Annotated in this window: 26 protein-coding genes; 22 read left to right on the top strand and 4 right to left on the bottom strand. The window is 60.6% G+C overall.

Going from position 1 to position 25,986, the window contains the following annotated elements:
* The coding region (locus tag PMI31_RS31485) for a hypothetical protein (protein WP_238539318.1) at positions 1 to 198 on the bottom strand (198 nt) is incomplete at its 3' end.
* 249 nt (positions 199 to 447) lie between these two features.
* On the opposite strand from PMI31_RS31485, the gene PMI31_RS24580 reads away from it, so the two are divergent.
* From PMI31_RS24580 to PMI31_RS30365, 7 genes are all read left to right on the top strand, one after another.
* Positions 448 to 894, top strand: a complete 447-nt coding sequence (locus PMI31_RS24580; RefSeq protein WP_008021828.1) for a DUF411 domain-containing protein — start codon at positions 448 to 450, stop codon at positions 892 to 894.
* Positions 894 to 1,328: a YqaA family protein gene (locus PMI31_RS24575; RefSeq protein WP_008021826.1), complete on the top strand. Its 435-nt coding sequence runs from the start codon at positions 894 to 896 to the stop codon at positions 1,326 to 1,328. Before PMI31_RS24580 ends, PMI31_RS24575 begins: the two co-directional genes overlap by 1 nt.
* Before the next feature lie 186 nt (positions 1,329 to 1,514).
* Positions 1,515 to 2,468 (top strand): D-2-hydroxyacid dehydrogenase family protein, encoded by a 954-nt coding sequence (locus PMI31_RS24570; RefSeq protein WP_008021825.1) that lies wholly within the window; start codon positions 1,515 to 1,517, stop codon positions 2,466 to 2,468.
* 200 nt (positions 2,469 to 2,668) lie between these two features.
* Positions 2,669 to 3,211 carry a tetratricopeptide repeat protein gene (locus tag PMI31_RS24565; protein WP_008021824.1) on the top strand — a complete coding sequence of 181 codons (543 nt, stop codon included), beginning with the start codon at positions 2,669 to 2,671 and terminating at the stop codon, positions 3,209 to 3,211.
* A gap of 66 nt (positions 3,212 to 3,277) precedes the next feature.
* Complete coding sequence (locus tag PMI31_RS24560; protein ID WP_443217036.1) at positions 3,278 to 3,760, top strand: RNA polymerase sigma factor; 483 nt, start codon at positions 3,278 to 3,280, stop codon at positions 3,758 to 3,760.
* On the top strand, positions 3,760 to 4,521 hold the full coding sequence (locus tag PMI31_RS24555; RefSeq protein WP_008021820.1) for an anti-sigma factor family protein: 762 nt from the start codon (positions 3,760 to 3,762) through the stop codon (positions 4,519 to 4,521). Before PMI31_RS24560 ends, PMI31_RS24555 begins: the two co-directional genes overlap by 1 nt.
* Positions 4,522 to 4,659: 138 nt before the next feature.
* Positions 4,660 to 5,709, top strand: a complete 1,050-nt coding sequence (locus tag PMI31_RS30365; RefSeq protein ID WP_008021817.1) for an RHS repeat-associated core domain-containing protein — start codon at positions 4,660 to 4,662, stop codon at positions 5,707 to 5,709.
* Between the two features lie 8 nt (positions 5,710 to 5,717).
* Here the strand turns inward: PMI31_RS30365 and PMI31_RS24545 are convergent, their stop codons facing one another.
* Both PMI31_RS24545 and PMI31_RS24540 read right to left on the bottom strand, forming a co-directional pair.
* Entirely contained in the window at positions 5,718 to 7,019 is a 1,302-nt protein-coding gene (locus PMI31_RS24545) for an ATP-binding protein (RefSeq protein ID WP_043302628.1), read from the bottom strand.
* A 5-nt stretch (positions 7,020 to 7,024) separates the two neighbouring features.
* Entirely contained in the window at positions 7,025 to 7,726 is a 702-nt protein-coding gene (locus PMI31_RS24540) for a response regulator transcription factor (protein WP_008021813.1), read from the bottom strand.
* A 262-nt stretch (positions 7,727 to 7,988) separates the two neighbouring features.
* On the opposite strand from PMI31_RS24540, the gene PMI31_RS24535 reads away from it, so the two are divergent.
* The 12 genes from PMI31_RS24535 to PMI31_RS24480 all read left to right on the top strand — a co-directional run bounded on the left by PMI31_RS24535 (position 7,989) and on the right by PMI31_RS24480 (position 21,740).
* Entirely contained in the window at positions 7,989 to 9,146 is a 1,158-nt protein-coding gene (locus PMI31_RS24535) for an efflux RND transporter periplasmic adaptor subunit (RefSeq protein WP_008021811.1), read from the top strand.
* A gap of 15 nt (positions 9,147 to 9,161) precedes the next feature.
* Positions 9,162 to 12,260 (top strand): efflux RND transporter permease subunit, encoded by a 3,099-nt coding sequence (locus tag PMI31_RS24530; RefSeq protein ID WP_008021809.1) that lies wholly within the window; start codon positions 9,162 to 9,164, stop codon positions 12,258 to 12,260.
* Between the two features lie 170 nt (positions 12,261 to 12,430).
* On the top strand, positions 12,431 to 13,072 hold the full coding sequence (locus tag PMI31_RS24525; protein WP_008021807.1) for a DUF1345 domain-containing protein: 642 nt from the start codon (positions 12,431 to 12,433) through the stop codon (positions 13,070 to 13,072).
* A 75-nt stretch (positions 13,073 to 13,147) separates the two neighbouring features.
* Positions 13,148 to 13,987: an AraC family transcriptional regulator gene (locus PMI31_RS24520; protein ID WP_008021805.1), complete on the top strand. Its 840-nt coding sequence runs from the start codon at positions 13,148 to 13,150 to the stop codon at positions 13,985 to 13,987.
* A 51-nt stretch (positions 13,988 to 14,038) separates the two neighbouring features.
* A complete protein-coding gene (locus tag PMI31_RS24515) occupies positions 14,039 to 14,647 on the top strand; it encodes a LysE family translocator (RefSeq protein ID WP_008021803.1) in 609 nt (202 codons plus the stop codon).
* A gap of 128 nt (positions 14,648 to 14,775) precedes the next feature.
* On the top strand, positions 14,776 to 15,804 hold the full coding sequence (locus tag PMI31_RS24510) for a LacI family DNA-binding transcriptional regulator (protein WP_008021801.1): 1,029 nt from the start codon (positions 14,776 to 14,778) through the stop codon (positions 15,802 to 15,804).
* A gap of 155 nt (positions 15,805 to 15,959) precedes the next feature.
* Positions 15,960 to 16,742 carry a sugar phosphate isomerase/epimerase family protein gene (locus PMI31_RS24505; protein WP_008021799.1) on the top strand — a complete coding sequence of 261 codons (783 nt, stop codon included), beginning with the start codon at positions 15,960 to 15,962 and terminating at the stop codon, positions 16,740 to 16,742.
* Positions 16,735 to 17,796 (top strand): sugar kinase, encoded by a 1,062-nt coding sequence (locus PMI31_RS24500; RefSeq protein ID WP_008021797.1) that lies wholly within the window; start codon positions 16,735 to 16,737, stop codon positions 17,794 to 17,796. Before PMI31_RS24505 ends, PMI31_RS24500 begins: the two co-directional genes overlap by 8 nt.
* Positions 17,797 to 17,843: 47 nt before the next feature.
* Positions 17,844 to 19,142, top strand: a complete 1,299-nt coding sequence (locus PMI31_RS24495; RefSeq protein ID WP_008021795.1) for an MFS transporter — start codon at positions 17,844 to 17,846, stop codon at positions 19,140 to 19,142.
* Between the two features lie 21 nt (positions 19,143 to 19,163).
* A complete protein-coding gene (locus PMI31_RS24490; RefSeq protein ID WP_008021793.1) occupies positions 19,164 to 20,141 on the top strand; it encodes a 2-hydroxyacid dehydrogenase in 978 nt (325 codons plus the stop codon).
* Positions 20,142 to 20,783: 642 nt separating this feature from the next.
* On the top strand, positions 20,784 to 20,954 hold the full coding sequence (locus tag PMI31_RS24485; protein ID WP_338010036.1) for a LuxR C-terminal-related transcriptional regulator: 171 nt from the start codon (positions 20,784 to 20,786) through the stop codon (positions 20,952 to 20,954).
* Positions 20,955 to 21,005: 51 nt separating this feature from the next.
* On the top strand, positions 21,006 to 21,740 hold the full coding sequence (locus PMI31_RS24480) for a response regulator transcription factor (RefSeq protein WP_008021789.1): 735 nt from the start codon (positions 21,006 to 21,008) through the stop codon (positions 21,738 to 21,740).
* Between the two features lie 149 nt (positions 21,741 to 21,889).
* Here PMI31_RS24480 and PMI31_RS31975 read toward each other — a convergent pair whose 3' ends face one another.
* Entirely contained in the window at positions 21,890 to 22,534 is a 645-nt protein-coding gene (locus PMI31_RS31975; RefSeq protein WP_008021787.1) for a hypothetical protein, read from the bottom strand.
* 532 nt (positions 22,535 to 23,066) lie between these two features.
* On the opposite strand from PMI31_RS31975, the gene PMI31_RS24475 reads away from it, so the two are divergent.
* The 3 genes from PMI31_RS24475 to PMI31_RS24465 all read left to right on the top strand — a co-directional run.
* On the top strand, positions 23,067 to 23,615 hold the full coding sequence (locus PMI31_RS24475; protein WP_008021786.1) for a fimbrial protein: 549 nt from the start codon (positions 23,067 to 23,069) through the stop codon (positions 23,613 to 23,615).
* A gap of 94 nt (positions 23,616 to 23,709) precedes the next feature.
* Complete coding sequence (locus PMI31_RS24470; protein ID WP_008021784.1) at positions 23,710 to 24,465, top strand: fimbrial biogenesis chaperone; 756 nt, start codon at positions 23,710 to 23,712, stop codon at positions 24,463 to 24,465.
* A gap of 17 nt (positions 24,466 to 24,482) precedes the next feature.
* Positions 24,483 to 25,986 (top strand): fimbria/pilus outer membrane usher protein (locus PMI31_RS24465; protein ID WP_157213305.1); only part of this gene is annotated, 1,504 nt, incomplete at its 3' end.

The following is a 25,986-nucleotide window of genomic DNA, read 5'->3' as shown; positions in this document are numbered from 1 at the left end:
AGGGCGGAACCATAAGTGGCCGTTACCGCAGCAATGAATATGTACACCAGGAAGAAAATGGTCGGCCGTAAGGTCGCCATCGCTGGCAAGCCAGCTCCTACAGGGAATGCGTACACCAAAGGGGCGGCCGTTACCGCAGAAATGGATATGTACACCACCAATAAAATACTCCAGCCAGAAGGCCGCCATCGCCAGCAAGCCGGCTCCTACAGGTATCGGTGTTCCCCGGGATTGCGTGAAAAACCTTTTTGAACCCGGGGATCACATAGACACGCACCTTCTGCCTTTCACCTGACGATTTTGTAATGTGCCCCTCATCTGCCTGACAGCGTTGATCTACCATCATCGAACGGCGGAACTTTGTAGTATTTCGAAACACTCCTTGAATGCCTGACCAATAAAAATGGTCAAAATGCGTTTTTTTGCCCGTTAGCCGAGACGAATCCCATGCGAAACCCTCTGCGTCTGATCGCCCTGAGCGCCCTGTTCATTTCCTCCCTGGCCCAGGCCGCCGACCTCATTCCGATCGAGGTTCATCGCGACGCCAATTGCGGTTGCTGCAAAAAATGGATCACCCACCTGGAGGCCAATGGCTTCAAGGTCGAAGACCACGTCGAAGCCAACATGAGTGAGTTCAAGCAACAGCACGGTGTACCGCCGCGCCTGGCGTCGTGCCACACCGCATTGATCAACGGCAAATTCGTCGAAGGTCATGTCCCGGCCGCTCAGGTCCTGGCCCTGAGCAAGCGCAACGATCTGCTTGGCGTCGCCGCCCCCGGCATGCCCATGGGCTCGCCCGGCATGGAAATGGACGGCATGAGCGATGCCTATCAGGTCATTGGTCTGAAAAAGGACGGCACTGACGTGGTGGTTGCGGACTACCCCGCCCATTGATGTCCGGCGCGTACCTCGGGCTGTTTTTCGCCGCATTCGGTGCCGCCACGCTGCTGCCGTTGCAATCCGAAGCCGTGCTGGTCGCACTGCTGCTCAGCGATCGGTATTGGCTCTGGGCACTGCTGGCAGTGGCAACGCTCGGCAACGTCCTGGGCTCGCTGCTTAACTGGTGGCTGGGTCGCGGGATCGAGCGATTCCGTGACCGGCGCTGGTTTCCAGTGAACCCCCGGCACCTGGAAAAAGCCCGGTTTCATTACCAACGCTACGGCCATTGGTCATTACTGCTCAGTTGGCTGCCAGTGATCGGCGATCCGCTGACGCTGGTCGCCGGGGTCATGCGCGAGCCCCTGGGGCGCTTCCTGCTGATCGTCACCCTGGCCAAAGGTGCCCGCTACGGCGTGCTGGCCGTAGCGACATCGGGCTGGATGGGTTGAACTATCAAAGGCGGCGATTGCCTGTGTTTAATCTCGCCCTGATCGAGCCGAGCCAGCATCGGCAGACGCGGGTCGAATTCCCTGGCATGGGCCACGCGCCACAGATGGAACAACCGGCATAATTCCACCAGGCCCTGCTTGCCTGGCTGAACAAGACCAACCCCGTGCGTTGAAGAGGAAAGGCTGATGCCTGTACAGATTGCAGTGCTTGATGATTGGCAGGATGTGGCGCGGGATGTGGTGGACTGGTCGGCGCTGGACAGCGTCGGCCAGGTGAGTTTTCTTCATGACTACCCCACCGATAACCCATCCCTGGCCGAGCGCCTGGCCGGGTTTGAGGTGATTTGCGTGATGCGTGAGCGCACCCGCTTCGATGAAGACCTGCTGCGCCGCCTGCCGAAGCTCAAACTGCTGGTGACCGGCGGCATGCGCAACGCCGCGCTCGACCTGAAAGCTGCCGCCGCGCTGGGCATTCAGGTCTGCGGCACCGACAGCTACAAACACGCCGCACCGGAACTGACCTGGGCGCTGATCATGGCCGCCACCCGCAACCTGGTGGTCGAAGCCAATGCCTTGCGTGCCGGCCAGTGGCAACAAGGCCTGGGCGGCGACCTGCACGGCAAGACGCTGGCGATCCTCGGCCTTGGCAGCATCGGCCAGCGCGTCGCGCAGTTCGGTCAGGTGTTCGGCATGCGCGTCATCGCCTGGAGCGAAAACCTAACCGCCGAACGTGCGGCGCAAGTCGGTGTGACCCATGTCAGCAAGCAGGAACTGTTCGAACAGGCCGACGTGTTGTCGGTGCACCTGGTGCTCAGCGACCGCAGTCGCGGCCTGGTGGACGCGCAAGCACTGGGCTGGATGAAGCCCACGGCGCTGCTGGTAAATACCGCTCGCGGACCGATTGTCGATGAAGCGGCACTGATCAAGGCGCTGCAGAAACAGCGGCTGGCCGGTGCCGCTCTGGACGTCTTCGAACAGGAGCCGTTGCCCGCCCACCATCCATTCCGGACGCTGGATAACGTGCTGGCAACCCCCCATGTCGGGTACGTGAGCCAACAGAACTACCGGCTGTTCTTCTCGCAAATGATCGAGGACATCCAGGCCTGGTCTGCCGGCTCGTCCATTCGTTTGCTGGGCTGATAGCGAGACATCGTTCATCGTCGGAACGTAATGAATAATTGTGCATGCTGCGGTGTTCTCATGACATCAACCGTGAACATCAGATTGTCGGGGGCCGTCAGCTCCCTTCAATTGTTCAAGCCGTTGGCCGTTTCGACCTTGCGCTGCATCTGGCGGGGCGCGACCTGATCTGAAACCCATGAACCTGTGGAGCCAAGCCCATGAGTATTCGTTTTGCTGTTCTGATGACCCCGCTGTTGCTGACCGTTACGCTGTCCGGCTCCCTCGCCCTGGCCAACGGTGGCGGCGGCGGTGACGAGCCCCCCGCCAGACCCCATTGCCCCAAAGGTCAGGTGCTCGATACCCGATCGCAGCGGTGCGTCAGGCAGACCAGCAACCTGGTGCCTGACGAAGACCGCACCAACTATGCCTATCAACTGGCCAAGGACGGGCGTTATGAAGAAGCCCTGGCCCTGCTCGACACACTGAAACAGCCCAATACGGCAAAAGCGTTGAACTATCGCGGCTACGCCACGCGTAAACTGGGGCGAACCGACGAAGGCATCGGTTATTACCTGCAATCGGTAAAACTCGACCCGCAATACGCGCAAGTCCGTGAATACCTGGGCGAGGCCTATGTGGTCAAAGGCCGGCTGGATCTTGCACAGGAGCAACTGCAGCAGATCAAAGCCATCTGCGGCAATACCCAGTGCGAGGAGTACCAGGACCTGGCCGAAGCCATCAACGGTTCATCAAAAACCTGACAACCCGAGCGGACGGAGGTCGCCATCGCCAGCGATCAGACAATACGAACGGAACTGTACCAGCACCTGGCGCGTTTATGGCGCTACGGCCTGCTGTTGTCCCGGCAACGGCATGTCGCCGATGACCTGGTACAGGCCACCTGCGTGCGGGCGCTGGAACGGGCCGGGCAATACGAGCCTGGAACGCGCATGGACCGCTGGCTGCTGAGCATTCTGCATTCGATCTGGCTCAACGAAGTCCGCGCCCAACGGGTGCGTCAAGGTCAGGGCTGGGTGGATGCCGATCAAGCCTTGTCGTTCGATGGAGAATCCGTGGCGCAGACCCACGTGTTGGCGGCACAGGTCATCCGGCGCGTCGATGCATTGCCCGAGGCCCAGCGCGAAACCGTGTTTCTCGCCTACGTCGAAGGGTTGTCCTACCGCGAAGTTGCCGATGTGCTGCAAGTACCCATCGGCACGGTCATGAGTCGCCTTGCCACCGCTCGGGCGAAACTGGCCGAATACCCACCGTTGCACACGGTGCCCAACCCTAACCGAGGAGAACATTGATGAGCGCCAAACCCTCGGACGAACAACTGGTGGCGTACCTCGACAACCAACTCGATGCCGAGCAGCGCTCGCGCATCGACGCGGCCCTCATCGCCGACCCGATGCTCGGCCTGCGCTTGCAATGGCTGGGTCGCAGCAGCCTGCCGTTCAAGGACGCCTACGATGAACTGGCCCGGCAGGCCCCGGTGGATCGCCTGCAAGCCATGCTCGCCACACTGCCCTCTCCCGTGCGCCCAGCGCTCAATCGACGCTGGTTCCTTGCCGCGGCGGCCGGACTGCTGGCCGGCGGCGTGCTGGCGGACCGTTTGTTCCTCGGTTGGCAAGCGAGCCAGCAGACACACAGCTGGCGCGGCCTGGTGGCCGATTACATGGCGCTCTACGTGCCGCAAACCCTGGATCATTTACCCGCTGATGAAGCCAGCCAACGGGCACAACTGCGGACCATCGATGTGCGCCTGGGCCTTGACCTCGCGCCGGCAAAACTGAGCCTGCCCCGTGCCGAGTTCAAGCGTGCGCAAATCCTCGAATACGACGGTGCGCCCATCGCCCAGATCACCTACCTCGATCCGGAGCACGGCCCCATGGCGCTGTGCGTCACCCGCTCCAACAGCGGCAGTCGCCAATTTGCCCGGGAACGGCGGCGCGAGCTGAACATCGTGTATTGGGCAGACATGGAACACGCCTGGATGCTGATCGGGCATCAGCCGATGACGGATCTGGAGGAGATGGCCAAGCTGTTGCGCAGTCGGTTGAGCGCTTGAGCCTGTAACGAACGATGAACCCGCCGAGGACGCTGGCGCTTGTTGAACCCAAGACCTAGCAGTTCTGCTAGTGGGCAACAACCGGGAAACAGTCGATGCTAAAGGTACGAATATCGAACCTTACCTTGAGCTCGGAAAATGCCTGCTTCCCCTCGCGAAACCGTGCTGTGCCACTATCACTATGATGCGCTGGACCGTTTGGACAACAGCGCGCCATCAACCCTGGACAGCCTTCAGCGTTTTTACTGCAAAACCCGACTGGCCACGGAAATTCAAGGCTCGGTGCGCAACAGTATTTTCCAGCACGAAGATCAGCTGTTGGCGCAACAACGCCATGCAAACGCCCGGATCGAAAACACCTTGCTGGCAACCGATCAGCAACGCTCAGTGCTCAATACGCTCAGCGCCACGGGACCGCAACCTGCCACCTACACACCCTACGGCCACCGTTCCCCGGAAAACGGATTGCTCAGCCTGCTTGGGTTCAATGGCGAACGGCGGGACCCGTTGACCGGGCATTATCCTCTGGGCAATGGTTATCGGCAGTTCAACCCGGTGTTGATGCGGCTCAGTAGCCCGGATAGCTTGAGTCCGTTTGGGGACGGTGGTTTGAATACGTATGCGTATTGTGTAGGAGACCCGGTAAATCTGAGTGATCCGACGGGACATCTTCCTTTCTTGAGTATTTTAATCGGAACTTCCTTGACTGTTGCAGTGGGAGCTCTTGTTGGATCGCAGTTAGTAGAGGACAAGACGGTTAAGGGGGTGCTAGTAGGACTTTCAATTGCTGCAGCCTCACTTGCTACGCTGGGCTTTAAAATGAAGGTTAACCATTTTGTGAGGAATCGGCGTTTGCAGCCGAGAGATAGTATTGATTCCAGACGAAGGAGCATAGCCCTGCAACAGTTGTCACCCGGCTCCCGGCACCGCGAGCTGCCGCCGGGTTACTGGCCTGAAAGTAGAAGTAGTCCGCTGCCTGACCGGGCCCTTCCCCCTCCCTACGAGATAAGTGATAGAACTCTTCCACATATCAACTCGCGACCTCCTAGCTACTCAGAATTCTCCAGCCCAATAGGAGGACGACACCCGGACTCTCAGAGTTTGACATCGCAACCTTTACCATCGCCTGCTCGGTCTACTACACACTCTCTGAGTAGTGAAAGCGGGCGTATTCGCCTTGACACTTAACCCCAGGCTCAGGCCGACGTCGGCAACCACAACCGAAACCTCGCGCCCCCAATCGGCGAGGCTGCAACGGTCAGTGAGCCTCCCTGCGCCTCCAACGCCCGACGGCTGATCGCCAGCCCCAGACCAAATCCACCCGTGGCGCGGTCGCGGCTGCGGTCGAGGCGGTAGAACGGCTCGAAAATCCGCTCGCGCTCGTCATCCGGAATGCCGATGCCGTCATCGTCGACCCAGATCTCACAGCCGTCGGCGTGCACCTGCACACCGATCTGAATCCGTTTCTCGCAATAGCGCAGGGCGTTGCGCAGCAGGTTTTGCAAGGCGCGGGCGGTCAGGCGCGGGTCCAGGCTGAAGCGTTCGAGCTGGCCGTGCAGCAGCACGTCGATGACGATTTCCGGAGACTCCATTTCTTCGTCGACGCTGCCAAGAATGCTGTCGATGAATTCATCCAGCGACACCTCGACCTGCTCCGTGAGCCGCGCCGGGCTTTGCAGGCGACTGTAAGACAGCAGCTCCAGCACCAATTCATCGAGTTCCCGGATGTGCGCCACCAGGCTTTGCAGGCGTTCGCGGCTGGCCGCCGGCAAGTCGTCGGACAGCGCCAGCGCCAGGCCGAAGTCCAGGCGCGTCAGCGGCGTGCGCAACTCGTGGGACACCGCATTGAGCAAGTCCCGCTGCTGGTTGAGCAGGCTCTCGATATCCCCCGCCATGGTGTCGAACACGCTGGCCAGGCTGCCGATGTTGGAGCTCGGGGAAATATGCGTGCGCTCGCTCAAGTGACCCTTGCCAAAGCGTTCGGCCGCGCCCTTGAGGCGTTCCAGGTCACGCCAGTGCGGGCGCAGCCACAGCAACAGGCAAGCGAGCATGGTCGCGCCGATCAGGACGTTGATGCTCCAGTACAACAGGCTGACGTCCAGCGGATCCGGTGGCACGACCATTTGCACCACGCTGCGCTCATTCAGCGGCGCGACGGCCAGCGTGCGCCAGCCCCAGTCGCCCACGCGCACGACGTTCTCGCCGCGGCGCAAACGCTGCTGTTCATTGGGCGTCAGACTGCTGTCGTCATTGTCACTGAGCACGATATGCAGTGGATGGAAGTCCTTGTCCATTTCAGCGGCCAGGGCCGGCCATTGATCGGTCGGCACGGCCTTGAACTGCTTGACGATCAGGGTCTGCAAACCACGGGAGTAATCGAGGTTGTAGGTGACGAAGCGTTCGTGGAAGACCTTGATCACCATGTCCGGCACCAGGTAAATCGCCGCGCTGAAGGAGACGATGGTCACCAGGTAAAGACGAAAGAGGATTCTGAACATCGGCTTCAGCATTCCCACTCGGAACGGCTGAACAGGTAGCCCTTGCCCCACACGGTCTTGATCTTGCGCGCCTCGCCGGCGTTGTCGTCGAACTTGCGTCGCAGCTTGGAGATCGCCACGTCCACCGAACGGTCGGTGCCGTTGAATTCGATACCGCGCAGGCGTTGCAGGATCTGGTCGCGACTGAGCACTTCACCGGCATGTCGGGCCAATACCACCAGCAGGTTGTATTCGCCGCTGGACAATTCCACCGGTTGCCCGCGCCAGGTCACGGTGCGTTCGGACAGGTCGATGCACAGGTTGCCCATCAGAATGCGGTCGTTGCCCGCCTGCGGTTCAATGAGACTGCTGCGCCGCAGCAAGGTGCGTACCCGGGCAAGCAACACACGCGGTTCGCAGGGTTTGGTGACGTAGTCGTCGGCGCCCATTTCCAGGCCCAGCACCTGATCGTGGCTGTCGTCGCGGGCGGTGAGCATCAGGATCGGCAAGGTCGCCGAATCGGCGCGCAGCAAGCGGCAGACCTGCAGGCCATCGAGACCGGGGAGCATCAGGTCGAGGATCACCAGATCCGGCGGACTGAGCCGCGCGCGCTCGCGTACCTGATCGCCGCGGCTGATCACGCTGACGGAGTAACCGTTGCGTTCCAGGTAGCTGGCGATCAGTTCGGCGAGGGCGGTGTCGTCTTCGACCAGGAGGATGTTGGGCATGGGTGTTTCCAGAAAATGCAGTGGCGTCGGATAGGCCGCTTTCGCTGGCAAGCCAGCTCCTACAACCGTGCAGATCCCTGTAGGAGCTGGCTTGCCAGCGAAAGCGGCCTGACAGGCGCAAGAAGATTCAAAGTCTGAAGGATATACGCCCCCGCACACACCTGAGTAAAACCCTTACACAATTTCACACAGCACCTACAAAGCTTCACCGCTACCCTCGCCGGCGCCCGGTAGCATGCCGGGGTCATTATTGGGGTAATTCATGTCAAAGAATCTGTTTGCCAGGCTCAGCCTGATTGCACTGGCATTGACACTGAGCGCGTGCGACAAGGCCTCCACCGCCGATGAACCGGCGCCGCTGGCCACCGTGCGCATCGAAACCATCGAAGCCCGGCCGTTGTCGATCAGCAGCGAACTGAGCGGGCGCATTGCCGCGCCACGCATCGCCGAGGTGCGGGCCCGGGTGCCGGGTGTCGTGCTGCAACGAGCCTTCCATGAAGGCAGCGATGTGAAAAAAGGCGACGTGCTGTTCCGCATCGACCCCGCGCCGTTCAAGGCCGACCTCGACAGCGCCGAAGCGGCATTGCGCAAGGCCGAGGCCAACGCATTCCAGGCCCGTTTGCAGGAACAGCGCTACGCCCAGTTGATCGACGACAAGGCCGTCAGCGGCCAGGACTACGACAATGCCCGGGCCAACGCACGCCAGACCGCCGCCGATTTGGCCGCCAGCAAGGCGGCTGTCGAGCGGGCGAAATTGAACCTGGGTTACGCCACGGTCACCGCGCCGATTTCCGGGCGTATCGGGCGTGCGCTGGTCACCGAAGGCGCACTGGTCGGGCAGAACGAAACCACGCCCCTGGCCCTGATTCAGCAACTGAACCCGATCCACGCCGACCTCACCCAATCGACCCGCGAACTCAACGACCTGCGCCGGGCATTCCGCTCCGGGCAAATGCAGGCCGTGGGCCAAGGCCAGGCCAAAGCCACGCTGATCCAGGATGACGGCAGCCTCTACCCGTTGCCGGGCAAACTGCTGTTCAGCGATATCACGGTCGATCCCGGTACGGGCCAGATCATCCTGCGCAGTGAATTCCCCAACCCCGACCTCGACCTGCTGCCCGGCAGCTTCGTGCGCGTGCGCCTGGAACAGGCGGTCAACCAGCAGGGCATCAGCGTGCCGCAACGGGCCATTCAGCGCGACAGCGCCGGGATTGCCCAGGTGCTGCTGCTCGACGCCGAACAGCGGGTCGGACAGCAACCGGTGGAACTGGGCCCGGTGCAGAACGACCGCTGGGTGATCACCGGCGGCCTCAAGCCCGGCGACCGCATCGTCATCGAAGGCCTGCAACACGCCCGCCCCGGCGAAAAAGTGCAGATCGACGACACCCCTCTTCCATTTGCCCAGGTTTCTGACCAGTAAGCAGGACGCTTGTATATGCCGCAGTTCTTTATCGACCGCCCGGTGTTCGCCTGGGTGGTCGCCCTGTTCATCCTGCTGGCCGGCGCCCTGGCCATCCCGCAGTTGCCGGTGGCGCAATACCCCGACGTCGCGCCGCCGCAAATCGAAATCTATGCCGTGTACCCCGGCGCTTCCGCGCAGACCGTGGACGAAAGCGTGGTCAGCCTGATCGAGGAAGAACTCAACGGTGCCGACCATTTGCTGTATTTCGAATCCCAGAGCAGCCTCGGCAGCGCCACGATCAAGGCAACGTTCCAGCCCGGCACCGATCCGGAAATGGCCCAGGTGGATGTGCAGAACCGTCTGAAAGTGGTGGAGTCGCGCCTGCCCCAAGCGGTGAACCAGCAAGGCTTGCAAGTAGAGAAGGTCTCCGCCGGCTTCCTGCTGCTGATCACCCTCACCTCCAGCGACGGCAAGCTCGACGACGTGGCGCTCAGCGACTACCTGGCGCGCAACGTGATGAACGAAATCAAGCGCCTGGACGGCGTCGGCAAGGCGCAACTCTACGGCGCCGAGCGGGCGATGCGCATCTGGATCGACCCGCAGAAGCTGATCGGTTTCAACCTCACGCCGGCCGATGTCAACGCCGCCATCGTCGCGCAGAACGCCCAGGTCTCGGCCGGCAGCATCGGCGACCTGCCAAGCCGCACCACCCAGGAAATCACCGCGACCATCCTGGTCAAGGGCCAGCTGTCGACGCCCGAGGAATTCGCCGACATCGTGCTCAAGGCCAATCCCGACGGCTCCACCGTGCGCATCGCCGATGTGGCCCGAGTCGAAATCGGCAGTCAGGAATACCAGTTTTCCACGCGGCTGAACGGCAAGCCGTCGACCGCCGTCGGCGTGCAACTGTCGCCGGGGGCCAACGCCTTGAGCACCGCGACGCTGGTGCGGGCGAAGATGGATGAACTGTCGCGATATTTCCCGGCCAACGTCGAATACAAGATTCCGTACGACACCTCGCCTTTCGTCAAAGTCTCGATCACCAAGGTGGTCTACACCCTGCTCGAGGCGATGCTGCTGGTGTTCGCGGTGATGTTCCTGTTCCTGCAGAACATCCGCTACACGCTGATCCCGACCCTGGTGGTGCCGGTGGCGCTGATGGGGACCTTCGCCACCATGCTGGCGCTGGGTTTCTCGATCAACGTGCTGACCATGTTCGGCATGGTGCTGGCCATCGGCATCCTGGTGGACGACGCGATCGTGGTGGTGGAGAACGTCGAGCGGATCATGGCCACTGAAGGCCTGTCGCCAAAGGACGCGACGCGCAAGGCCATGAAGCAGATCACCGGGGCGATCATCGGCATCACCCTGGTGCTGGTGGCGGTGTTCATTCCGATGGCGTTCATGCAGGGTTCGGTCGGGGTGATCTACCGGCAGTTCTCGCTGTCGATGGCGACCTCGATCCTGTTCTCGGCGTTCCTCGCCCTGACCTTGACCCCGGCGCTGTGCGCCACCCTGCTCAAGCCGATCGCCAAAGGCGAGCATCATGAAAAGGCCGGGTTCTTTGGCTGGTTCAACCGGCGCTTCGAGCGGCTGACCGACCGTTATCAAGGCTGGGTCGCCTATGCGTTGAAACGCAGCGGCCGTTTCCTGTTGATCTACGGCGTACTGCTGGTGGGCCTGGTGCTGTGTTTCAGCCGCCTGCCCTCCTCGTTCCTGCCGGTGGAGGATCAGGGCTACACCATCACCGACATTCAATTGCCGCCGGGCGCGAGCAAGAACCGCACGGTGCAGGTGGTCGAGCAGATCGAGGCGCACAATGAGGGCGAGCCGGGTGTCGGCGACAGCACGGTGATTCTCGGTTTCAGCTTCTCCGGCAGCGGGCAGAACGCGGCACTGGCGTTCACCACACTCAAGGACTGGTCCGAACGCGGCAGCGACGACTCGGCGAGCTCGATTGCCGACCGTGCCAACATTGCCCTGAGCCGGATCAAGGACGCCATGGCCTTCGCGGTGTTGCCACCACCGGTCGACGGCCTCGGCACCTCCAGCGGTTTCGAGTTCCGCCTGCAGGACCGCGGCGGCCTCGGTCACGCCACCTTGATGCAGGCGCGCACCGAGTTGCTGGCGGCCGCCGAGAAAAGCCCGATCCTGATGAATGTACGCGAAAGCGCCCTGGCCGAAGCGCCCCAGGTGCAATTGATCGTCGACCGCAAGCAGGCCAATGCCTTGGGCGTGTCCTTTGCCGAGGTCGGCGGCGTATTGTCCACGGCGGTCGGTTCGACCTACATCAACGATTTCCCCAATCAGGGGCGGATGCAACGGGTGGTGGTGCAGGCCGAAGGCGATCAGCGCAGCCAGGTCGAAGACCTGTTGAAGATCCATGTGCGCAATAACGCAGAGAACATGGTGCCGCTGTCCGCCTTCGTCCAGGCCAAATGGATTCAGGGCCCGGCGCAGTTGACCCGCTACAACGGCTATCCGGCGATTGCGATTTCCGGCGAACCCAAGCCCGGCCACAGCACGGGCGAAGCCATGGCGGAAATCGAGCGGCTGGTGGCACTGGGGCCGGCGGGCCTGGGTCAGGAATGGACCGGCCTGTCGTTGCAGGAACGCTTGTCCGGCAGTCAGGCGCCGCTCCTGCTCGGGCTGTCGCTACTGATCGTGTTCCTGTGCCTGGCGGCGCTCTACGAGAGCTGGTCGATCCCGACCTCGGTGCTGCTGGTGGTGCCGCTGGGTGTGCTTGGCGCGGTGCTGGCGGTGACTTTGCGCGGCATGCCCAACGACGTGTTCTTCAAGGTCGGGCTGATCACCATCATCGGCCTGTCGGCGAAGAACGCGATCCTGATCATCGAATTCGCCAAGAGCCTGGTCGACGAAGGCCACGACCTGATCGACGCCACCCTGCAAGCCGCACGCCTGCGCCTGCGGCCGATTGTCATGACCTCGCTGGCGTTCATCCTCGGCGTGGTGCCGCTGGCGATTGCCACCGGTGCCAGTTCCGCGAGTCAGCAGGCGATCGGTACCGGGGTGATTGGCGGAATGATCACTGCGACATTGGCGGTGGTGTTCGTGCCGGTGTTTTTTGTGCTGGTGATGAAGCTCGTTCCCAAGCGTCACAAACCCACCTGACCCAAACACATCCCCCTGTAGGAGCTGGCTTGCCAGCGAAGGCGCCCGAAAAAAAGCGCCTTACTCAAGGCCCCCTTCGCCGGCAAGCCGGCTCCTGCAAGGGTCGATTGTGGTCACACCTGACAACGCTGGGCTAAGGTGTCTGCAATCCCCCGACCCATCGAGCCACCATGCCCTACCTCACCCACACCCACCCGCGTCTGTCCGCCGCCGCCACCCTCGGCGTCGCGGCAGGTATTCTGGCTCCAGCCGATTCGATCATCAGCAAAATCCTCATCGGCTGGAACGCCGGGGTCTGGACCTACCTGGTGCTGATGCTCTGGCTCACCGTGCGCTCCAAGGCCACGGACGTGAAACGCATCGCCGAGATCGAGGACGAGAACGCCGGGCTGGTGCTGTTCGTGGTGTGCATCGCCGCCCTGGCCAGCCTGGCGACCATCACCTTCGAACTGGCGGGCAGCAAGAACCTCGAGACCACCCGCAAGCTCCTGCACTACGGTTTCACCGCGCTGACCGTGTTCGGCTCCTGGCTGCTGATCGGGGTGATTTTCAGCGTGCACTACGCGCGGCTGTTCTACACCTGGGACGGCAAGGACCCGGCACTGCGTTTCGCCGAGGGCTTGACCACGCCCAATTACTGGGACTTCCTGTATTTCTCCTTCACCCTCAGCGTCGCCGTACAGACCTCCGATGTCGGCGTGGCAACCCGTGGCCTGCGCAAGATCGTGCTGGCGCAGTCGCTGATCGGGTTCCTGTTCAATACCGCGATTCTCGGGTTTTCGATCAACATTGCCGCCGGCCTATTCAATTGAAGACTGCACAAACGTTCTAGGCGCGGCCCGGACACATGCGTTAAATAGGGGGGCAACTCGTCCCGCAGGTACACCATGACCACCCACAACTGGATCGACCTCAAGCAGGACGCCGACACCGGCATCGAGACCCTGCGCGCGCATTTCGAGGGGCATGCCTACGACCCGCACTGGCATGACAGCTATCTGGTGGGCGTCACCGAGCAGGGTGTCCAGCAGTTCAACTGTCGGCGGGCCCGGCACCAGAGCACGCCGGGCAAGGTGTTTTTGCTCGAACCCGGTGATATCCATGATGGCGAGGCTCCCACCGAGGACGGTTTCACCTACCGCATGCTTTACCTCGACCCGCAGTGGCTGCAACGCGAACTCGGCGCTGTGTTCGACAAGGCGCCGGACAACAGCCAATTGTGCTTCGCCAACACCTTGGCCACGGATGTGCAGCTCGCAAGCGCCACCAGCCTGGCGTTTGAAAACCTGCATCGCGGCGAATTGAAAATCGTGCGCCAGACCGCGCTCGATGGCTTGCTCGAACGCCTGACCCGCCATCTGCACTGGCGTGCGTGCTACGCAGAAGATCCGCGTTTACCCCTGGTGGCGCAGAAAGCCCGTGAATATCTGCATGCCCACGCCCACGAGGACATTGGCCTCGAGCAACTCGCGGCGGTAACGGGCGTTGACCGCTTCCGCCTGACCCGCGCCTTCAAGGCCGCCTATGGCATGGCGCCCCACGCCTATCTGGTGCAGTTGCGCCTGGCCACGGCCCGGCGGATGCTGGCCCGTGGTGAACTGCCGGCAGTGGTGGCCATGACCCTGGGCTTTGCCGACCAGAGTCATCTTGGGCGCTGGTTCGTGCGTGCGTACGGCCTGACGCCGGCGATGTACCGCACGCGCTGCTCAAATCTTCCAGACAGATAGCCCGGGCGACTTGAAGATCAACTCACCGATCTTCAACGGAGTTTGCCTGCGATGCTTTCCTCTTTTCCGACGTTCCTGCCCTTTCTATTGTTCGCCTTTGTCGCCGCCATCACACCCGGTCCGACCAATATTCTGGTGTTGAGTAATAGCGCCCGGTTCGGTCTGTTCGCTGCGGTTCCCATCATTTTTGGCGCCTGTGCCAGCGCCGCGATCCTTGTATTGCTGGTGGGTGCCGGCGCGGGGTCTTCCCTGACGCGTTGGCCGGTATTGCAAGCCGTCATGCAGTGGGTTGGCGTGGCGTGGCTGAGCTATCTCGCGTGGCAGATTTTCCGCGCGCCGGTCAGCGCCATCAACGCTCGCAATGAGCAAACCCGCCTTGGGCTGCTGGGCGCCGCCGGTCTGCAATGGATCAACCCGAAAACCTGGATGATGGCCCTGGCCGTGGTCAGCGTGTTCGCCGGGGTGGGCGAGGATCGGCTGCTGCATGTGCTGTACCTGTCTTTGGCGTTTTTCCTGGTTTCCCTGCCCTGCCTGGGGGCCTGGGCGTTGCTTGGCGTCGGATCGAGCCGCTGGCTGCGCTCACCCCGCGCCATGCAAGGGTTCAACCGCTGCATGGCCCTGTTGTTACTGGTTTCGGCCTGGTCGAGCATGCTGGCCTGAAGCCTTTTGTCGGACAATTCACAACCGGGGGCTTGACGGCGAATCCGGTTTTGGTGTCTCCTGAAACCGGTTTCAGAGACGCTTCAAGAAGTGTCCAGCCTGATAAATCCAATAAGAAGGTTCAAGCCGTGAACGATTTCTCCGCCGCCCAGCGCAGCCGCGTGACCATGCTCGATGTGGCCGAACACGCCAAGGTCTCCAAGGCCAGCGTTTCGCGTTTCATCGGCGAAGACCGCGCCCTGCTCTCCGACGCCATCGCCCAGCGCATCGAGCAGGCCATTGCCGAACTGGGCTACCGCCCGAACCAGATGGCCCGCGGTCTCAAGCGCGGGCGCACGCGCCTGATCGGCATGCTGGTGGCCGATATCCGCAACCCCTATTCGATTGCCGTGATGCATGGCGTGGAAACCGCTTGCCGTCAGTACGGCTACAGCCTGGTGGTGTGCAACACCGACCGCGATGACGAGCAGGAACGCCAGCACCTGGCCCTGTTGCGCTCGTACAACATCGAAGGCCTGATCGTGAACACCCTCGGCCACCACCGCGACGAATTGCACGAACTGCACCGGGAAATGCCCCTGGTGCTGGTGGACCGCAAGGTCGAACACCTTGAGAGCGATATGGTCGGGCTGGATAACCCGCAGGCAGTCGAGATGGCCCTGGATCACCTGGAGGAACGCGGCTACCGCGACCTGTTGCTGGTCACCGAACCCTTCGACGGCACCAGTTCGCGGATCGAACGAGTCAACGGCTTCAAGGCGCAACTTGCGCAACGACCACGCCTGAGCGGGTCAATCATCGAGACCGGCAGTGAGCTCACTGCGCATTTGAAAACCTTCCTCGACACCCCCGGCCCGGGCCCGAAAGCACTGTTTTGTGCCAACGGTATTGCCGCCCTGGCGAGCACCCATGCCTTGCGTGAACTGCAGTGCAAACTGTTTGAAGACCTGGGCCTGATTGCCCTCGATGATCTGGATTGGTACCCGCTGGTGGGCAGCGGCATCACCGCCCTCGCCCAGCCGACCGAGGAAATCGGTGCTCGCGCGTTTGAATGCCTGCTCAAGCGCTTGCGCGGGGATGACGGGCCGGTGCGCACATTGGATTTTTCGGCGCGGTTGATTGTGCGGGGGTCGACAACATTGCGTGTTTCAACGTAAGGACGCCTTCGCTGGCAAGCCAGCTCCTACAATGGCACTGCGGTCTTCTGTAGGAGCTGGCTTGCCAGCGAAGGCGTTCCTACCCTCACCACACAAGCCAATCCCTGCGCTTTTTTTTGAACAAAAATGAAACCGGTTTCAGAGGTAGAAAAACAATGAACAAACCCGCCGTTTCCATCAGCCTTTCCAGCTACGGCGCCGACCTGGTGCGCCAGCGCGGCCAAGGCAGCTTCATCGACATACTGGCCGCCGCCGGTGCCACGCACATTGAATGGCGTGAAGAATTGCTCACCGACGAACACCCGGCAAAACTGGCCGCAGCGACCCAAGCGCAGGGCTTGCAGAGCGTCTATTCCTCGCCGATGGAACTGTGGCTGGCCGGTCAGTCGAAACCCAATGCTCAATTGCCTATCGCCCTGCAACGTGCCCTGGCATTCGGCGCCAGATGGCTCAAGGTTTCACTGGGCTACTTCACCGACAACAGCAACCTGCAAACCCTGGCGCAAATTCTGCGCAAAAGCCCGGTGCAGTTGCTGGTGGAAAACGACCAGACCCTGCACGGCGGCCGCATCGAACCGTTCCAGCGCTTTTTCGATGAAGTCGAGCAGCACCACCTGCCGATCAGGATGACCTTCGATATCGGCAACTGGCATTGGCAGGACCAGTCCGCCGCCAGCGCCGCGCGCTTGCTCGGTCGCCATGTCGGTTATGTGCACTGCAAGGCCGTGACCCGCCGCGCCGACGGCAAACTGATTGCCATCCCACCGGCCGCCAGCGACTTGCATGGGTGGGAACAGCTGCTGCGGCACATGGCCCAAGGGGTTATGCGGGCCGCGGAATACCCGCTGCAAGGCGACGACCTGGTGCAACTGACTCGCGAACATGTCACCGCCCTCGCCCACTTGGGCCAGGCGCAGCTGGAGAGTGCGCATGTCTGAGCTCGATATCCTCTCGTTCGGGGAAACCATGGCCATGTTCGTCGCCGATCAGAACGGCGACCTGGCCAATGTCGACCACTTTCACAAACGCATTGCCGGGGCCGACAGCAACGTCGCCATCGGCCTGTCGCGGCTGGGTTTCAAGGTGGCGTGGCTGAGCCGCGTTGGCGACGACTCTTTGGGGCGATTCGTGGTCGACACCCTGAAAAGGGAAGGCCTCGATTGCAGCAACGTGGCCATCGACGCAGCGCACCCTACCGGCTTTCAGCTCAAGTCGCGCACCGACGATGGCGACGATCCTCGGGTCGAATATTTCCGCCGCGGCTCGGCGGCCAGCCATTTGTCGCCACAGTCGATCGTTCCTGATCTGCTCAAGGCCCGACACCTGCACGCCACCGGCATCCCCCCGGCACTGTCGGAATCGGCGCGGCAGATGTCCATTGAACTGATGACCCGCATGCGCGATGCCGGGCGCAGCGTGTCCTTCGACCCGAACCTGCGCCCGAGCCTGTGGGCCAGCACACAACAGATGGTCACCGAGATCAACCGCCTCGCCGCCCTCGCCCATTGGGTGCTGCCGGGCTTGAGCGAAGGCCGCTTGTTGACCGGTTTCGAAGACCCGGCCGACATCGCCGCATTCTACCTCGACCAGGGTGCCGAAGCCGTGGCGATCAAGCTGGGTCCCCATGGCGCCTACTACCGCACGCATCTGGCCCAGGGTTTCGTCGCCGGCGTGCCGGTGCAAACCGTGGTCGACACCGTCGGTGCCGGCGACGGTTTCGCCGTCGGCATGATCAGCGCGCTGCTGGAGAACCACAGCTTCGCCGACGCCGTGAAGCGCGCCAACTGGATTGGCAGCCGGGCGGTGCAGAGTCGGGGGGATATGGAGGGGTTGCCCACTCGACTTGAAATGTCCGGCGAATTCGAGGTCGCCATCGCGGGCAAGCCCGCTCCCACAGGGGCCCCGGGTTGCCACCAAATTGATGAACAACACACAACCACTGTGGGAGCGGGCTTGCCCGCGATGAGGCCGGCACAGTCACTGAAGATTTAGAACCGTTACCTGCTGCGACAAAAACAACAAGCTCAGGAGCACCACCCATGAAAACCGCAACCCTCGCCACCCGCCGCTGGTGGTACATCATGCCCATCGTGTTCATCACCTATAGCCTGGCGTATCTGGACCGCGCCAACTACGGCTTCGCCGCCGCTTCAGGCATGGCCGCCGACCTGATGATCACCCCGGGCCTGTCGTCGATGCTCGGCGCGCTGTTCTTCCTCGGCTATTTTTTCTTCCAGGTACCAGGGGCGATCTACGCCCAGAAACACAGCGTGAAGAAACTGATTTTCGTCAGCCTGATCCTCTGGGGCAGCCTGGCGACCCTGACCGGGATCGTTTCCAACGCCTACTGGCTGATCGTCATCCGCTTCATGCTCGGCGTGGTCGAAGCCGCGGTGATGCCGGCGATGCTGATCTACCTGTGCCATTGGTTCACCCGTGCCGAACGCTCGCGGGCCAACACCTTCCTGATCCTTGGCAACCCGGTGACCATGCTCTGGATGTCGGTAGTATCGGGCTACCTGGTGCAGCATTTCAGCTGGCGCTGGATGTTCATCATCGAAGGTTTGCCGGCGGTACTCTGGGCGTTTATCTGGTGGCGTCTGGCCGATGATCGTCCGTCCCAGGCCAAGTGGCTCAGCGACCGGGAAAAACTCGACCTGGAAAGCGCCCTGGCCGCCGAACAGGTCGGCATCAAGGCGGTGAAGAACTACGCCGAAGCCTTCCGCTCGCCGAAAGTCATCATCCTGGCCTTGCAGTTTTTCTGCTGGAGCATCGGCGTCTACGGCTTCGTGTTGTGGCTGCCATCGATCCTCAAGGCCGGCGCGCAGATGGACATGGTCGAGGCCGGCTGGCTGTCGGCGCTGCCGTACCTGGCAGCAGTGATCGGCATGTTGCTGGTGTCCTGGGGCTCGGACAAATTGCAAAAGCGTAAACGCTTCGTCTGGCCGCCGCTGCTGATCGCCTCGATTGCCTTCTACGGCTCCTACGCCCTGGGCGCCGAACATTTCTGGTGGTCCTACACCCTGCTGGTGATTGCCGGCGCCTGCATGTATGCGCCTTACGGGCCGTTCTTCGCGATCATCCCGGAAATCCTGCCGTCCAATGTCGCCGGCGGTGCCATGGCGCTGATCAACAGCATGGGCGCCCTCGGCTCCTTCGGCGGTTCCTGGCTGGTCGGTTACCTGAACAGCTCCACCGGTTCGCCCGGCGCGTCGTATCTGTTGATGAGCGGTGCCTTGATGTTTTCGGTGGTGCTGACGATTTTCCTCAAGCCCGGCGCCAGTGACCGGGTCGTGGTCAAGCCCGCCGTACCACGGCCAACCGCGGCTCACCCTTGAACAGATGTTGAGATGACGACGATGAAAAAGCAGGTAGTGCTATACAAGAAACTTTCGCCGCAATTGATGGAGCGCCTTCAGGCACAGGCCGAGGTGACGCTGATCGAAAGCCTCGACGCTCAAGGCCTGGCGCAACTGCGCGAGGCCCTGCCCCGCGCCCAGGGTTTACTCGGTGCCAGCCTCAAGCTCGATGCCGAACTGCTTGATCTGGCGCCCAACCTGCAAGCCATTGCCAGTGTTTCCGTGGGCGTCGACAACTACGACATCGACTACCTGACCGAGCGGCGCATCCTGCTCAGCAATACCCCGGACGTGCTCACCGAAACCACCGCCGACACCGGTTTCGCCCTGATCCTGGCCACCGCCCGGCGCGTGGTGGAACTGGCGAACATGGTTCGCGCAGGCCACTGGCAGCGCAACGTCGGCCCCGCGCAGTTCGGTACCGATGTGCACGGCAAGACCCTGGGCATCATCGGCATGGGCCGCATCGGCGAGGCCCTGGCCCAGCGCGGGCATTTCGGTTTCGGCATGCCGGTGATCTATCACAGCCACTCGCCGAAACCGGCGGTCGAGGCGCGTTTCAATGCGCAATACCGCAGCCTGCCCGAGTTGTTGCAACAGGCCGATTTCGTCTGCCTGACTTTGCCGCTGACTGCTGAAACCGAAGGCTTGATCGGCGCCGGGCAGTTCGCTCTGATGCGCCCGGAAACCATCTTTATCAATATTTCCCGGGGCAAGGTGGTGGACGAAGCGGCGATGATCGAAGCCTTGCGCGCCGGCCGGATCCGCGCGGCCGGGCTGGATGTGTTCGAACGCGAGCCACTGAGTGCCGACTCGCCGCTGTTGCAGTTGGACAATGTGGTGGCGACACCGCACATCGGCTCGGCGACTCATGAAACGCGGGAGGCGATGGCGCGCTGTGCGGTGGACAACCTGCTGGCGGCACTGGCGGGTGAGCGGCCGGCGAACCTGGTCAATGGTGCGACGTGGAGGTCGTGAGGGCTTCAGTGTCTGTCCGATAGCTTTCGCGAGCAGGCTCGCTCCTACAGGCAGGTTGGTGTCCTTGTGGGGGCGAGCCGGCTCCGGGCGGCATTCCGACAAAGGGGCAGAATCTGCAATGCACTTCCATCAGGCCGGCCGCCCATTCATCAGTTGCTCAATGCCCCGTGCCCTGTTGCGATTGGCGAACACATTCATCAAGCGCAATGCTTCCAGCTGGACGCGCTAACTTCCCGCCCATCAAAAAAACCATCGAATCATCAAGTTAGGTGCTCAGTTGGCGCGTGAAAAATGAAGAGAAATCCCCTACATCCCCGGTCGCTTCGACTGACAGCTCTTTCCTCAGAGTCGGATTACAGTCGCTACCTGTAATTTCTGACAGGTTTCAAGGCAAATTAATCGCGCTATAAGAAGACCGTGCCTACAGCCCTACACAGGTGCCTGAAGGACGGCCGCGCGAACCATGCCTGAATGAAGTAGGAAGATTCTGCCGCGCCCACGCCGTCAATGATGATGAATGGGAGATTCGACTATGTACCGTTCCAATACCGCTTCGCTTCGGTCTACAGCCCCGGTCAAATTTCAGCAACAGGAGTGCGAGCCCCCCAGGCGATCAAGCTCACGGCCAGGGAAAAGGAAGTCTTGCAGTGGACCGCCGCCGGCAAGTCGTCCTGGGAAATCGCCCGGATCGTCGACTGTACCGAAGCAGGTGTGAACTACCACTTTTGTAACATCCGCCGAAAGTTCGGCGTGAGATCACGCTGGATCGCCATGGTGATGGCGCTGGAACAAGGACTGATCCATTCACCTTGAATCAGCCCCTCTTCAGCGGCCGGCCAATTACTGACCTTGCTGAGACTTTTCATGACGTTGCAAAACATATTCACCCAGCAACAATTTGACCCCACCCGCGACGATGCCTGTGACGATACGCCCGTACCGTGCAGGCATCACTCGAACAGAACCTTTCGCATCATCCTCGCAGACGACCATCCCGTGGTGCTGATGGGTGCCCAAACGGCCCTCAGTCACCCTTTCAAGGTAGTCGCCCAGGCCCACGACGCCGGTGAGTTGATCGGTCATTTGCAGCGAACGCCTTGTGACTTGCTGATCAGTGATTACTCGATGCCCTATGGCCGTTTCCCCGATGGTCTGGCGTTGATGGGTTACCTCAAACGCAACTTCAGCCACATACCGCTGATAGTCATGACCATGCTGCGCAATCCTTCACTGCTGCGAGCCTTGCTCAATCAGGGTGTATGCGGTCTGTTTGACAAGCGCAGCCCTCTGAGCGAACTCGTAAAAGCCGTCCACACGGTGACCAGGGGACGCCGACACCTGTGCCCTGAATTTGCACGAATTCTGCAAACCCAGGCAATGCCCTCTTCCGTTACAGGTTCCCCCGTAGTCAGCCTTTCCGAACGGGAACTGGAAGTGGTGCGATTGTTCGTGCAAGGTCTGTCCGGCCGGCAAATCGCCGCGCAATTGAACCGCAGCGAAAAAACCATCAGCCGACAAAAAAGAACCGCCATGGACAAGTTGGGACTTGGCCATGACGGTGGGTTGGTGGAGTTTGCCCGGGTGAGTGGACTGGGATGACACAAAGTGAGCATTCGCTAAAAAAGACGCATCACCCTAACCGTCCGGATGACGATGCCTTGTAACAATTCGCGGATAGCATTGATCTATAGAACAGGCTGGGCATTCCCCGTGACTGCGTCGGAATACTTAGCAACGTCTGATTGCCATTACCTCCGTGAATTTTCATTGATTAGTCTCCCGAGAACGTGCCTATTTCGTCTTTGTTGGTCCGCAGTTGTGGCTCTTGAAGCTGGTTGCCGCGGATTCTCAAAAAGAATTCCATATTGGACTTTACGAATTTCAGCAATTTCTTCATTAAGGAGATCAATTGCCATTTTTTTATCGGCTTTTCGGAGCTCAGGAAGAAGCTGACCTGTCGAAATTTTGGCTTTGGTCTCTTCCAATCGCACAAAACGCTCTACATTCGATTTGATAAGGTTATCCTCCTCATAATTTGGTAGACGAGGCTCCCGCAGATCCCTACCCTCTAACTCGCCGCTATAGGCTGGTAATCTTGGGGTTGATTGTTCATTGCTCCTTGACTGAGTGGTCGATTCGGGGCGCAGATTAGACGAGGGCCTTATAGTTTCTGGCGCAAGTGTCGCGGTTGCGCGCGGCTTTCTCAAACCAAGAAAATTAAGAAAGCCTTTGAAAAAACTTACATGGCCTGTGGGATCACTCTGATTTACAGGATCCCCCTCGCAGTACGAGTATCCATTCAACCCTCCCTCGCCAAACGGACTCCAACTATCCGGAGGAAGCTGGACCTGCTGGACCTCGTGGGCCAGCTGGATCTGGTTCTTCGCAGCCATCGTCCTATGATCCACATGAAGTGAGAAATACTCGCCCGCGAAACGTTCCGCCTAACATTGCTGGGATATATCGGAAAGATTCAATAACGGGTAAGTGGACACATACAGGCAGGACCGAAGGCTTCACACCAGTTGTCATACCAATGTTGACTGTTCCAATGGCACCACAAAATTCCTGATCAATCTCGACCCCTTGATTAACGAAACATTCATTCGTTAATCAAGGGTTTTTCTAACAATTAATATTCCATTGATTCGCTCCGCCCACTATCTGTAGTGACTTTTCACCTCACCTCACCTCACCTCACCTCAAATCATGGATAGAGCTATCCCTGTCAATGGCACGCCGTGACTCTGCAACTCTTTGCTCCAACTGAGAGTTCTCTCATATCCCCTTCTCCTCCCGCTTTCTAGAATCGCCCTTCGAGACACCGCAACTCCTCAAGCTTTACCACCCAAAATTCACAGTGCCACAACGGCATCGTCTCGACCTTTAAACGCCCGGCACTGTTTAATCGAAAAGGAACAACGTTTGAAAAAGTCTCTCCTCACCCTCTCCCTCGGTCTGACCGCCAGCCTGTTCGGCGCTTCGGCGTTCGCCAATACTGGCACCATTCACTTCGAGGGCAGGATCGATGCCAGCACCTGCCGGATTGATGTCGTCAACCCTGACGATGGCTCCATCGGCAACCAGGTGAAAATGGGCACCATCCAGGCCAGTCGGTTCACCGCAGCAGGCCAGGAACTCCGTGGCAAGGGCTTTGCCTTGCGTGTCAACGGTGATCCCGGTTGCTCTATTACACCGAGCAGCAAGGCCAACGCCACCTTCAACGGTACCGCGGACCCTACTGGCGCTTTTTTTGCCGTTTCCCCAACGACAGACGCCGCCAAGAACGTAGTAATCGTAATCAGGGACAGAACCGGCGCCTCTGTCGCTCCTGGCGGCACTTCGGCCGATTATGACCTGAACGACACCGGTCCGACCGACATGCGGTTCGACGCTTATTACCGCTCCACGGCCTCGGCGGTAACGGCCGGTCCAGCCTCCGCGGACGTGCAGTTCGTCGTAGCCATCAACTGATACTCACGCTCCAACCCTCGCCCGCCTCCTTGGCGGGTAAGGGTACTCAATGCTGCCCAACCTGTTTTTTTCTCCTGAAAAAAGGTACTGATTAATGTTTGATTCGATCAAGCAGGCGGCCATTTCCCGGCCGGTCCTCGGCGCCTGCCTGTCTGTAATGATGCTGACAGCCGCCATTCCATGTGCTCAGGCCGCCCTGACACTCAGCGGAACCCGGGTAGTGTTCGAGAGCGACAAACGCAGCACCTCGTTGATTGTCACCAACCCCAGCGAGCGAATTTTCGCCGTACAAACCTGGGTCAACACCGCCGCTGACGATGTCACCACGCCGGTCCCCTTTCTGCCCTCGCCTCTGCTGTTTCGGCTCAATCCGGGCAAAGAGCAGCAAGTCCAGATCAATGGCCTGCCCAATGATCTGCCGACAGATCGGGAGTCATTGTTTTATTTCAATGTCCAGGAAATACCGCAAGCCATTGCCGGGCAAGGCAATGCCCTGAACATCGCACTGCACACGCGTATCAAGCTGTTCTACCGGCCCGTCCAACTCAAGGACAACCCGATGTCGCGCCTGAAGGATCTGCAATGGTCCATCACCAAGGCCGATGGCAAGGCGCAACTCGAGGTGTACAACCCAACACCTTTCCATGTGTCGTTCGTTCGCATCGCAATCAAGGAAAAGGATCAACTCTTCCCTGTCGAAAACGCCGAAATGGTCGCTCCCCTGTCGCGACAAATCTACGCGTTGAAGGACCAGCGCACCCAGCCAGGGAGGCAGGTTGAGTTCTCGGCCATCAACGATTACGGCGGCTACTCCACCCCGCTGACCCTGCCAATTCAGTTCGCCCCTTGAGACAGTGCAGCCGAATCATGACCTTCCCTTTATCTTTCAGATGTCGACTCGCGCCTTTGCAGCTGCGCCTGGTTCCTTTATTTATCTCAGGCTGCAGCGGTGCCTTGCTCGCTGACGCAAGGCCTGCCCAGGCAGCACAATCACCCGTCGAATTTCAATCGAGCTTCATGCGCCAGAGCCCGGAACACACAAGCGATGCCGGCCTGCAAGCGCTGCACGCCCTGGCTCAGACACACCACCTGGGACCTGGTCGTTACAGGGTCGATATTCAACTCAACCTGGTTTATTTCGGCCAACGTGAAATCGAATTCGTCTTCAGTCCAGGCAATGACCGACTGTTACCTTGTCTCTCGGCCCAACTGCTGGACGAGATGGGCGTGCGGCTCGACAGCCTGGCAGAACCTGAACTGTTGCAATCGCAATGCGTGGATTTGCTGGCGCTGATCCCGGGCAGCGAAATCGATTTCGATGGCAGTCGGCTGTTACTGGCGATTTCCATCCCTCAAATCGCCCTTCGCCGTGACGTTACCGGACGGATCGATCCCGAACGGTGGGACCCGGGTATCAATGCCGCTTTCGTCAGCTATCAGGCATCGGCACAGCAAGGCACCAACCGTTATCGTGGGAGGCAGAACACCGATGATCTGTACCTCAATGGCGGATTCAATCTGGGACACTGGCGCATGCGCAGTAATCAGTCGTTGCGCCAGAACGAAGACGGCAATCGCGAATGGACCCGTGCCTACACCTATGCACAACGCGACCTGCCCGGCACCCACGCCAACCTGACGTTAGGTGAGACGTTCACCAGCGGCGATGTATTCAGAAGCCTGCCGATCAAAGGTGCGTTGATTGCCTCGGACATGGGCATGCTGCCGGATGTCCTGCAAAGCTATGCGCCGATTATCCGTGGGGTCGCACAAACGCGGGCCAAGCTCGAAGTGTTCCAGAACGGTTATCCCGTCTACTCCACCTATGTCAGCCCCGGCCCCTATGAAATCGACGACCTGAGTACCAGCGGCAGCGGCGAGCTGGAGATCGTCCTCACCGAGGCTGATGGTCAGGTCAGGCGTTTCACCCAACCGTACGCAACCCTCAGTAACCTGTTGCGCGAAGGCGTATGGCGCTACAGCGCTGCCCTGGGTCGCTATAACGGCGCGCAAAATCGGGAAGAGCCGATGCTCTGGCAAGGCACCCTGGCCATGGGCACAGGGTGGAACTCAACCCTGTATGGCGGCCTGCTGGCCAGTGAATTCTACCGGGCAGGTACCTTCGGCGCCGCTCGGGACCTGGGCTCGTTCGGCGCCGTAGCCGCTGACGTGACGCGCTCCAGCGCCGACATTGACTCCGTGGATTCACGGCAGGTCCAGGGCACGAGTTATGCCCTCAAGTACGGCAAGGCTTTCGCCTCCAACACCAATCTGCGTTTTGCCGGCTACCGGTACTCCACCGAAGGCTATCGGGATTTCGATGAGGCCGTGCGCCAGCGCAGCCTCGACTCGACCTGGTACGGCAGGCGCC

Source organism: Pseudomonas sp. GM55 (assembly GCF_000282395.1).
GTDB lineage: Bacteria > Pseudomonadota > Gammaproteobacteria > Pseudomonadales > Pseudomonadaceae > Aquipseudomonas > Aquipseudomonas fluorescens_CC.
Note: the sequence above shows the minus strand (reverse complement) of the source record. Positions and strands in the feature narration are given on the sequence as shown.

What these genes read in the sequence shown, in the direction of transcription:
- PMI31_RS24570 (WP_008021825.1), top strand. Translation starts at nt 1,515, where the DNA reads ATGCCTGTACAGATTGCAGTGCTTGATGATTGGCAGGATGTGGCGCGG.
- PMI31_RS24580 (WP_008021828.1), top strand. Translation starts at nt 448, where the DNA reads ATGCGAAACCCTCTGCGTCTGATCGCCCTGAGCGCCCTGTTCATTTCC.
- PMI31_RS24495 (WP_008021795.1), top strand. Translation starts at nt 17,844, where the DNA reads ATGAAAACCGCAACCCTCGCCACCCGCCGCTGGTGGTACATCATGCCC.
- PMI31_RS24575 (WP_008021826.1), top strand. Translation starts at nt 894, where the DNA reads ATGTCCGGCGCGTACCTCGGGCTGTTTTTCGCCGCATTCGGTGCCGCC.
- PMI31_RS24555 (WP_008021820.1), top strand. Translation starts at nt 3,760, where the DNA reads ATGAGCGCCAAACCCTCGGACGAACAACTGGTGGCGTACCTCGACAAC.
- PMI31_RS24490 (WP_008021793.1), top strand. Translation starts at nt 19,164, where the DNA reads ATGAAAAAGCAGGTAGTGCTATACAAGAAACTTTCGCCGCAATTGATG.
- PMI31_RS24470 (WP_008021784.1), top strand. Translation starts at nt 23,710, where the DNA reads ATGTTTGATTCGATCAAGCAGGCGGCCATTTCCCGGCCGGTCCTCGGC.
- PMI31_RS24540 (WP_008021813.1), bottom strand. Translation starts at nt 7,726, where the DNA reads ATGCCCAACATCCTCCTGGTCGAAGACGACACCGCCCTCGCCGAACTG.
- PMI31_RS24565 (WP_008021824.1), top strand. Translation starts at nt 2,669, where the DNA reads ATGAGTATTCGTTTTGCTGTTCTGATGACCCCGCTGTTGCTGACCGTT.
- PMI31_RS24480 (WP_008021789.1), top strand. Translation starts at nt 21,006, where the DNA reads ATGACGTTGCAAAACATATTCACCCAGCAACAATTTGACCCCACCCGC.
- PMI31_RS24545 (WP_043302628.1), bottom strand. Translation starts at nt 7,019, where the DNA reads ATGTTCAGAATCCTCTTTCGTCTTTACCTGGTGACCATCGTCTCCTTC.
- PMI31_RS31975 (WP_008021787.1), bottom strand. Translation starts at nt 22,534, where the DNA reads ATGGCTGCGAAGAACCAGATCCAGCTGGCCCACGAGGTCCAGCAGGTC.
- PMI31_RS24520 (WP_008021805.1), top strand. Translation starts at nt 13,148, where the DNA reads ATGACCACCCACAACTGGATCGACCTCAAGCAGGACGCCGACACCGGC.
- PMI31_RS24525 (WP_008021807.1), top strand. Translation starts at nt 12,431, where the DNA reads ATGCCCTACCTCACCCACACCCACCCGCGTCTGTCCGCCGCCGCCACC.
- PMI31_RS24505 (WP_008021799.1), top strand. Translation starts at nt 15,960, where the DNA reads ATGAACAAACCCGCCGTTTCCATCAGCCTTTCCAGCTACGGCGCCGAC.
- PMI31_RS24500 (WP_008021797.1), top strand. Translation starts at nt 16,735, where the DNA reads ATGTCTGAGCTCGATATCCTCTCGTTCGGGGAAACCATGGCCATGTTC.
- PMI31_RS24535 (WP_008021811.1), top strand. Translation starts at nt 7,989, where the DNA reads ATGTCAAAGAATCTGTTTGCCAGGCTCAGCCTGATTGCACTGGCATTG.
- PMI31_RS30365 (WP_008021817.1), top strand. Translation starts at nt 4,660, where the DNA reads ATGCCTGCTTCCCCTCGCGAAACCGTGCTGTGCCACTATCACTATGAT.
- PMI31_RS24515 (WP_008021803.1), top strand. Translation starts at nt 14,039, where the DNA reads ATGCTTTCCTCTTTTCCGACGTTCCTGCCCTTTCTATTGTTCGCCTTT.
- PMI31_RS24530 (WP_008021809.1), top strand. Translation starts at nt 9,162, where the DNA reads ATGCCGCAGTTCTTTATCGACCGCCCGGTGTTCGCCTGGGTGGTCGCC.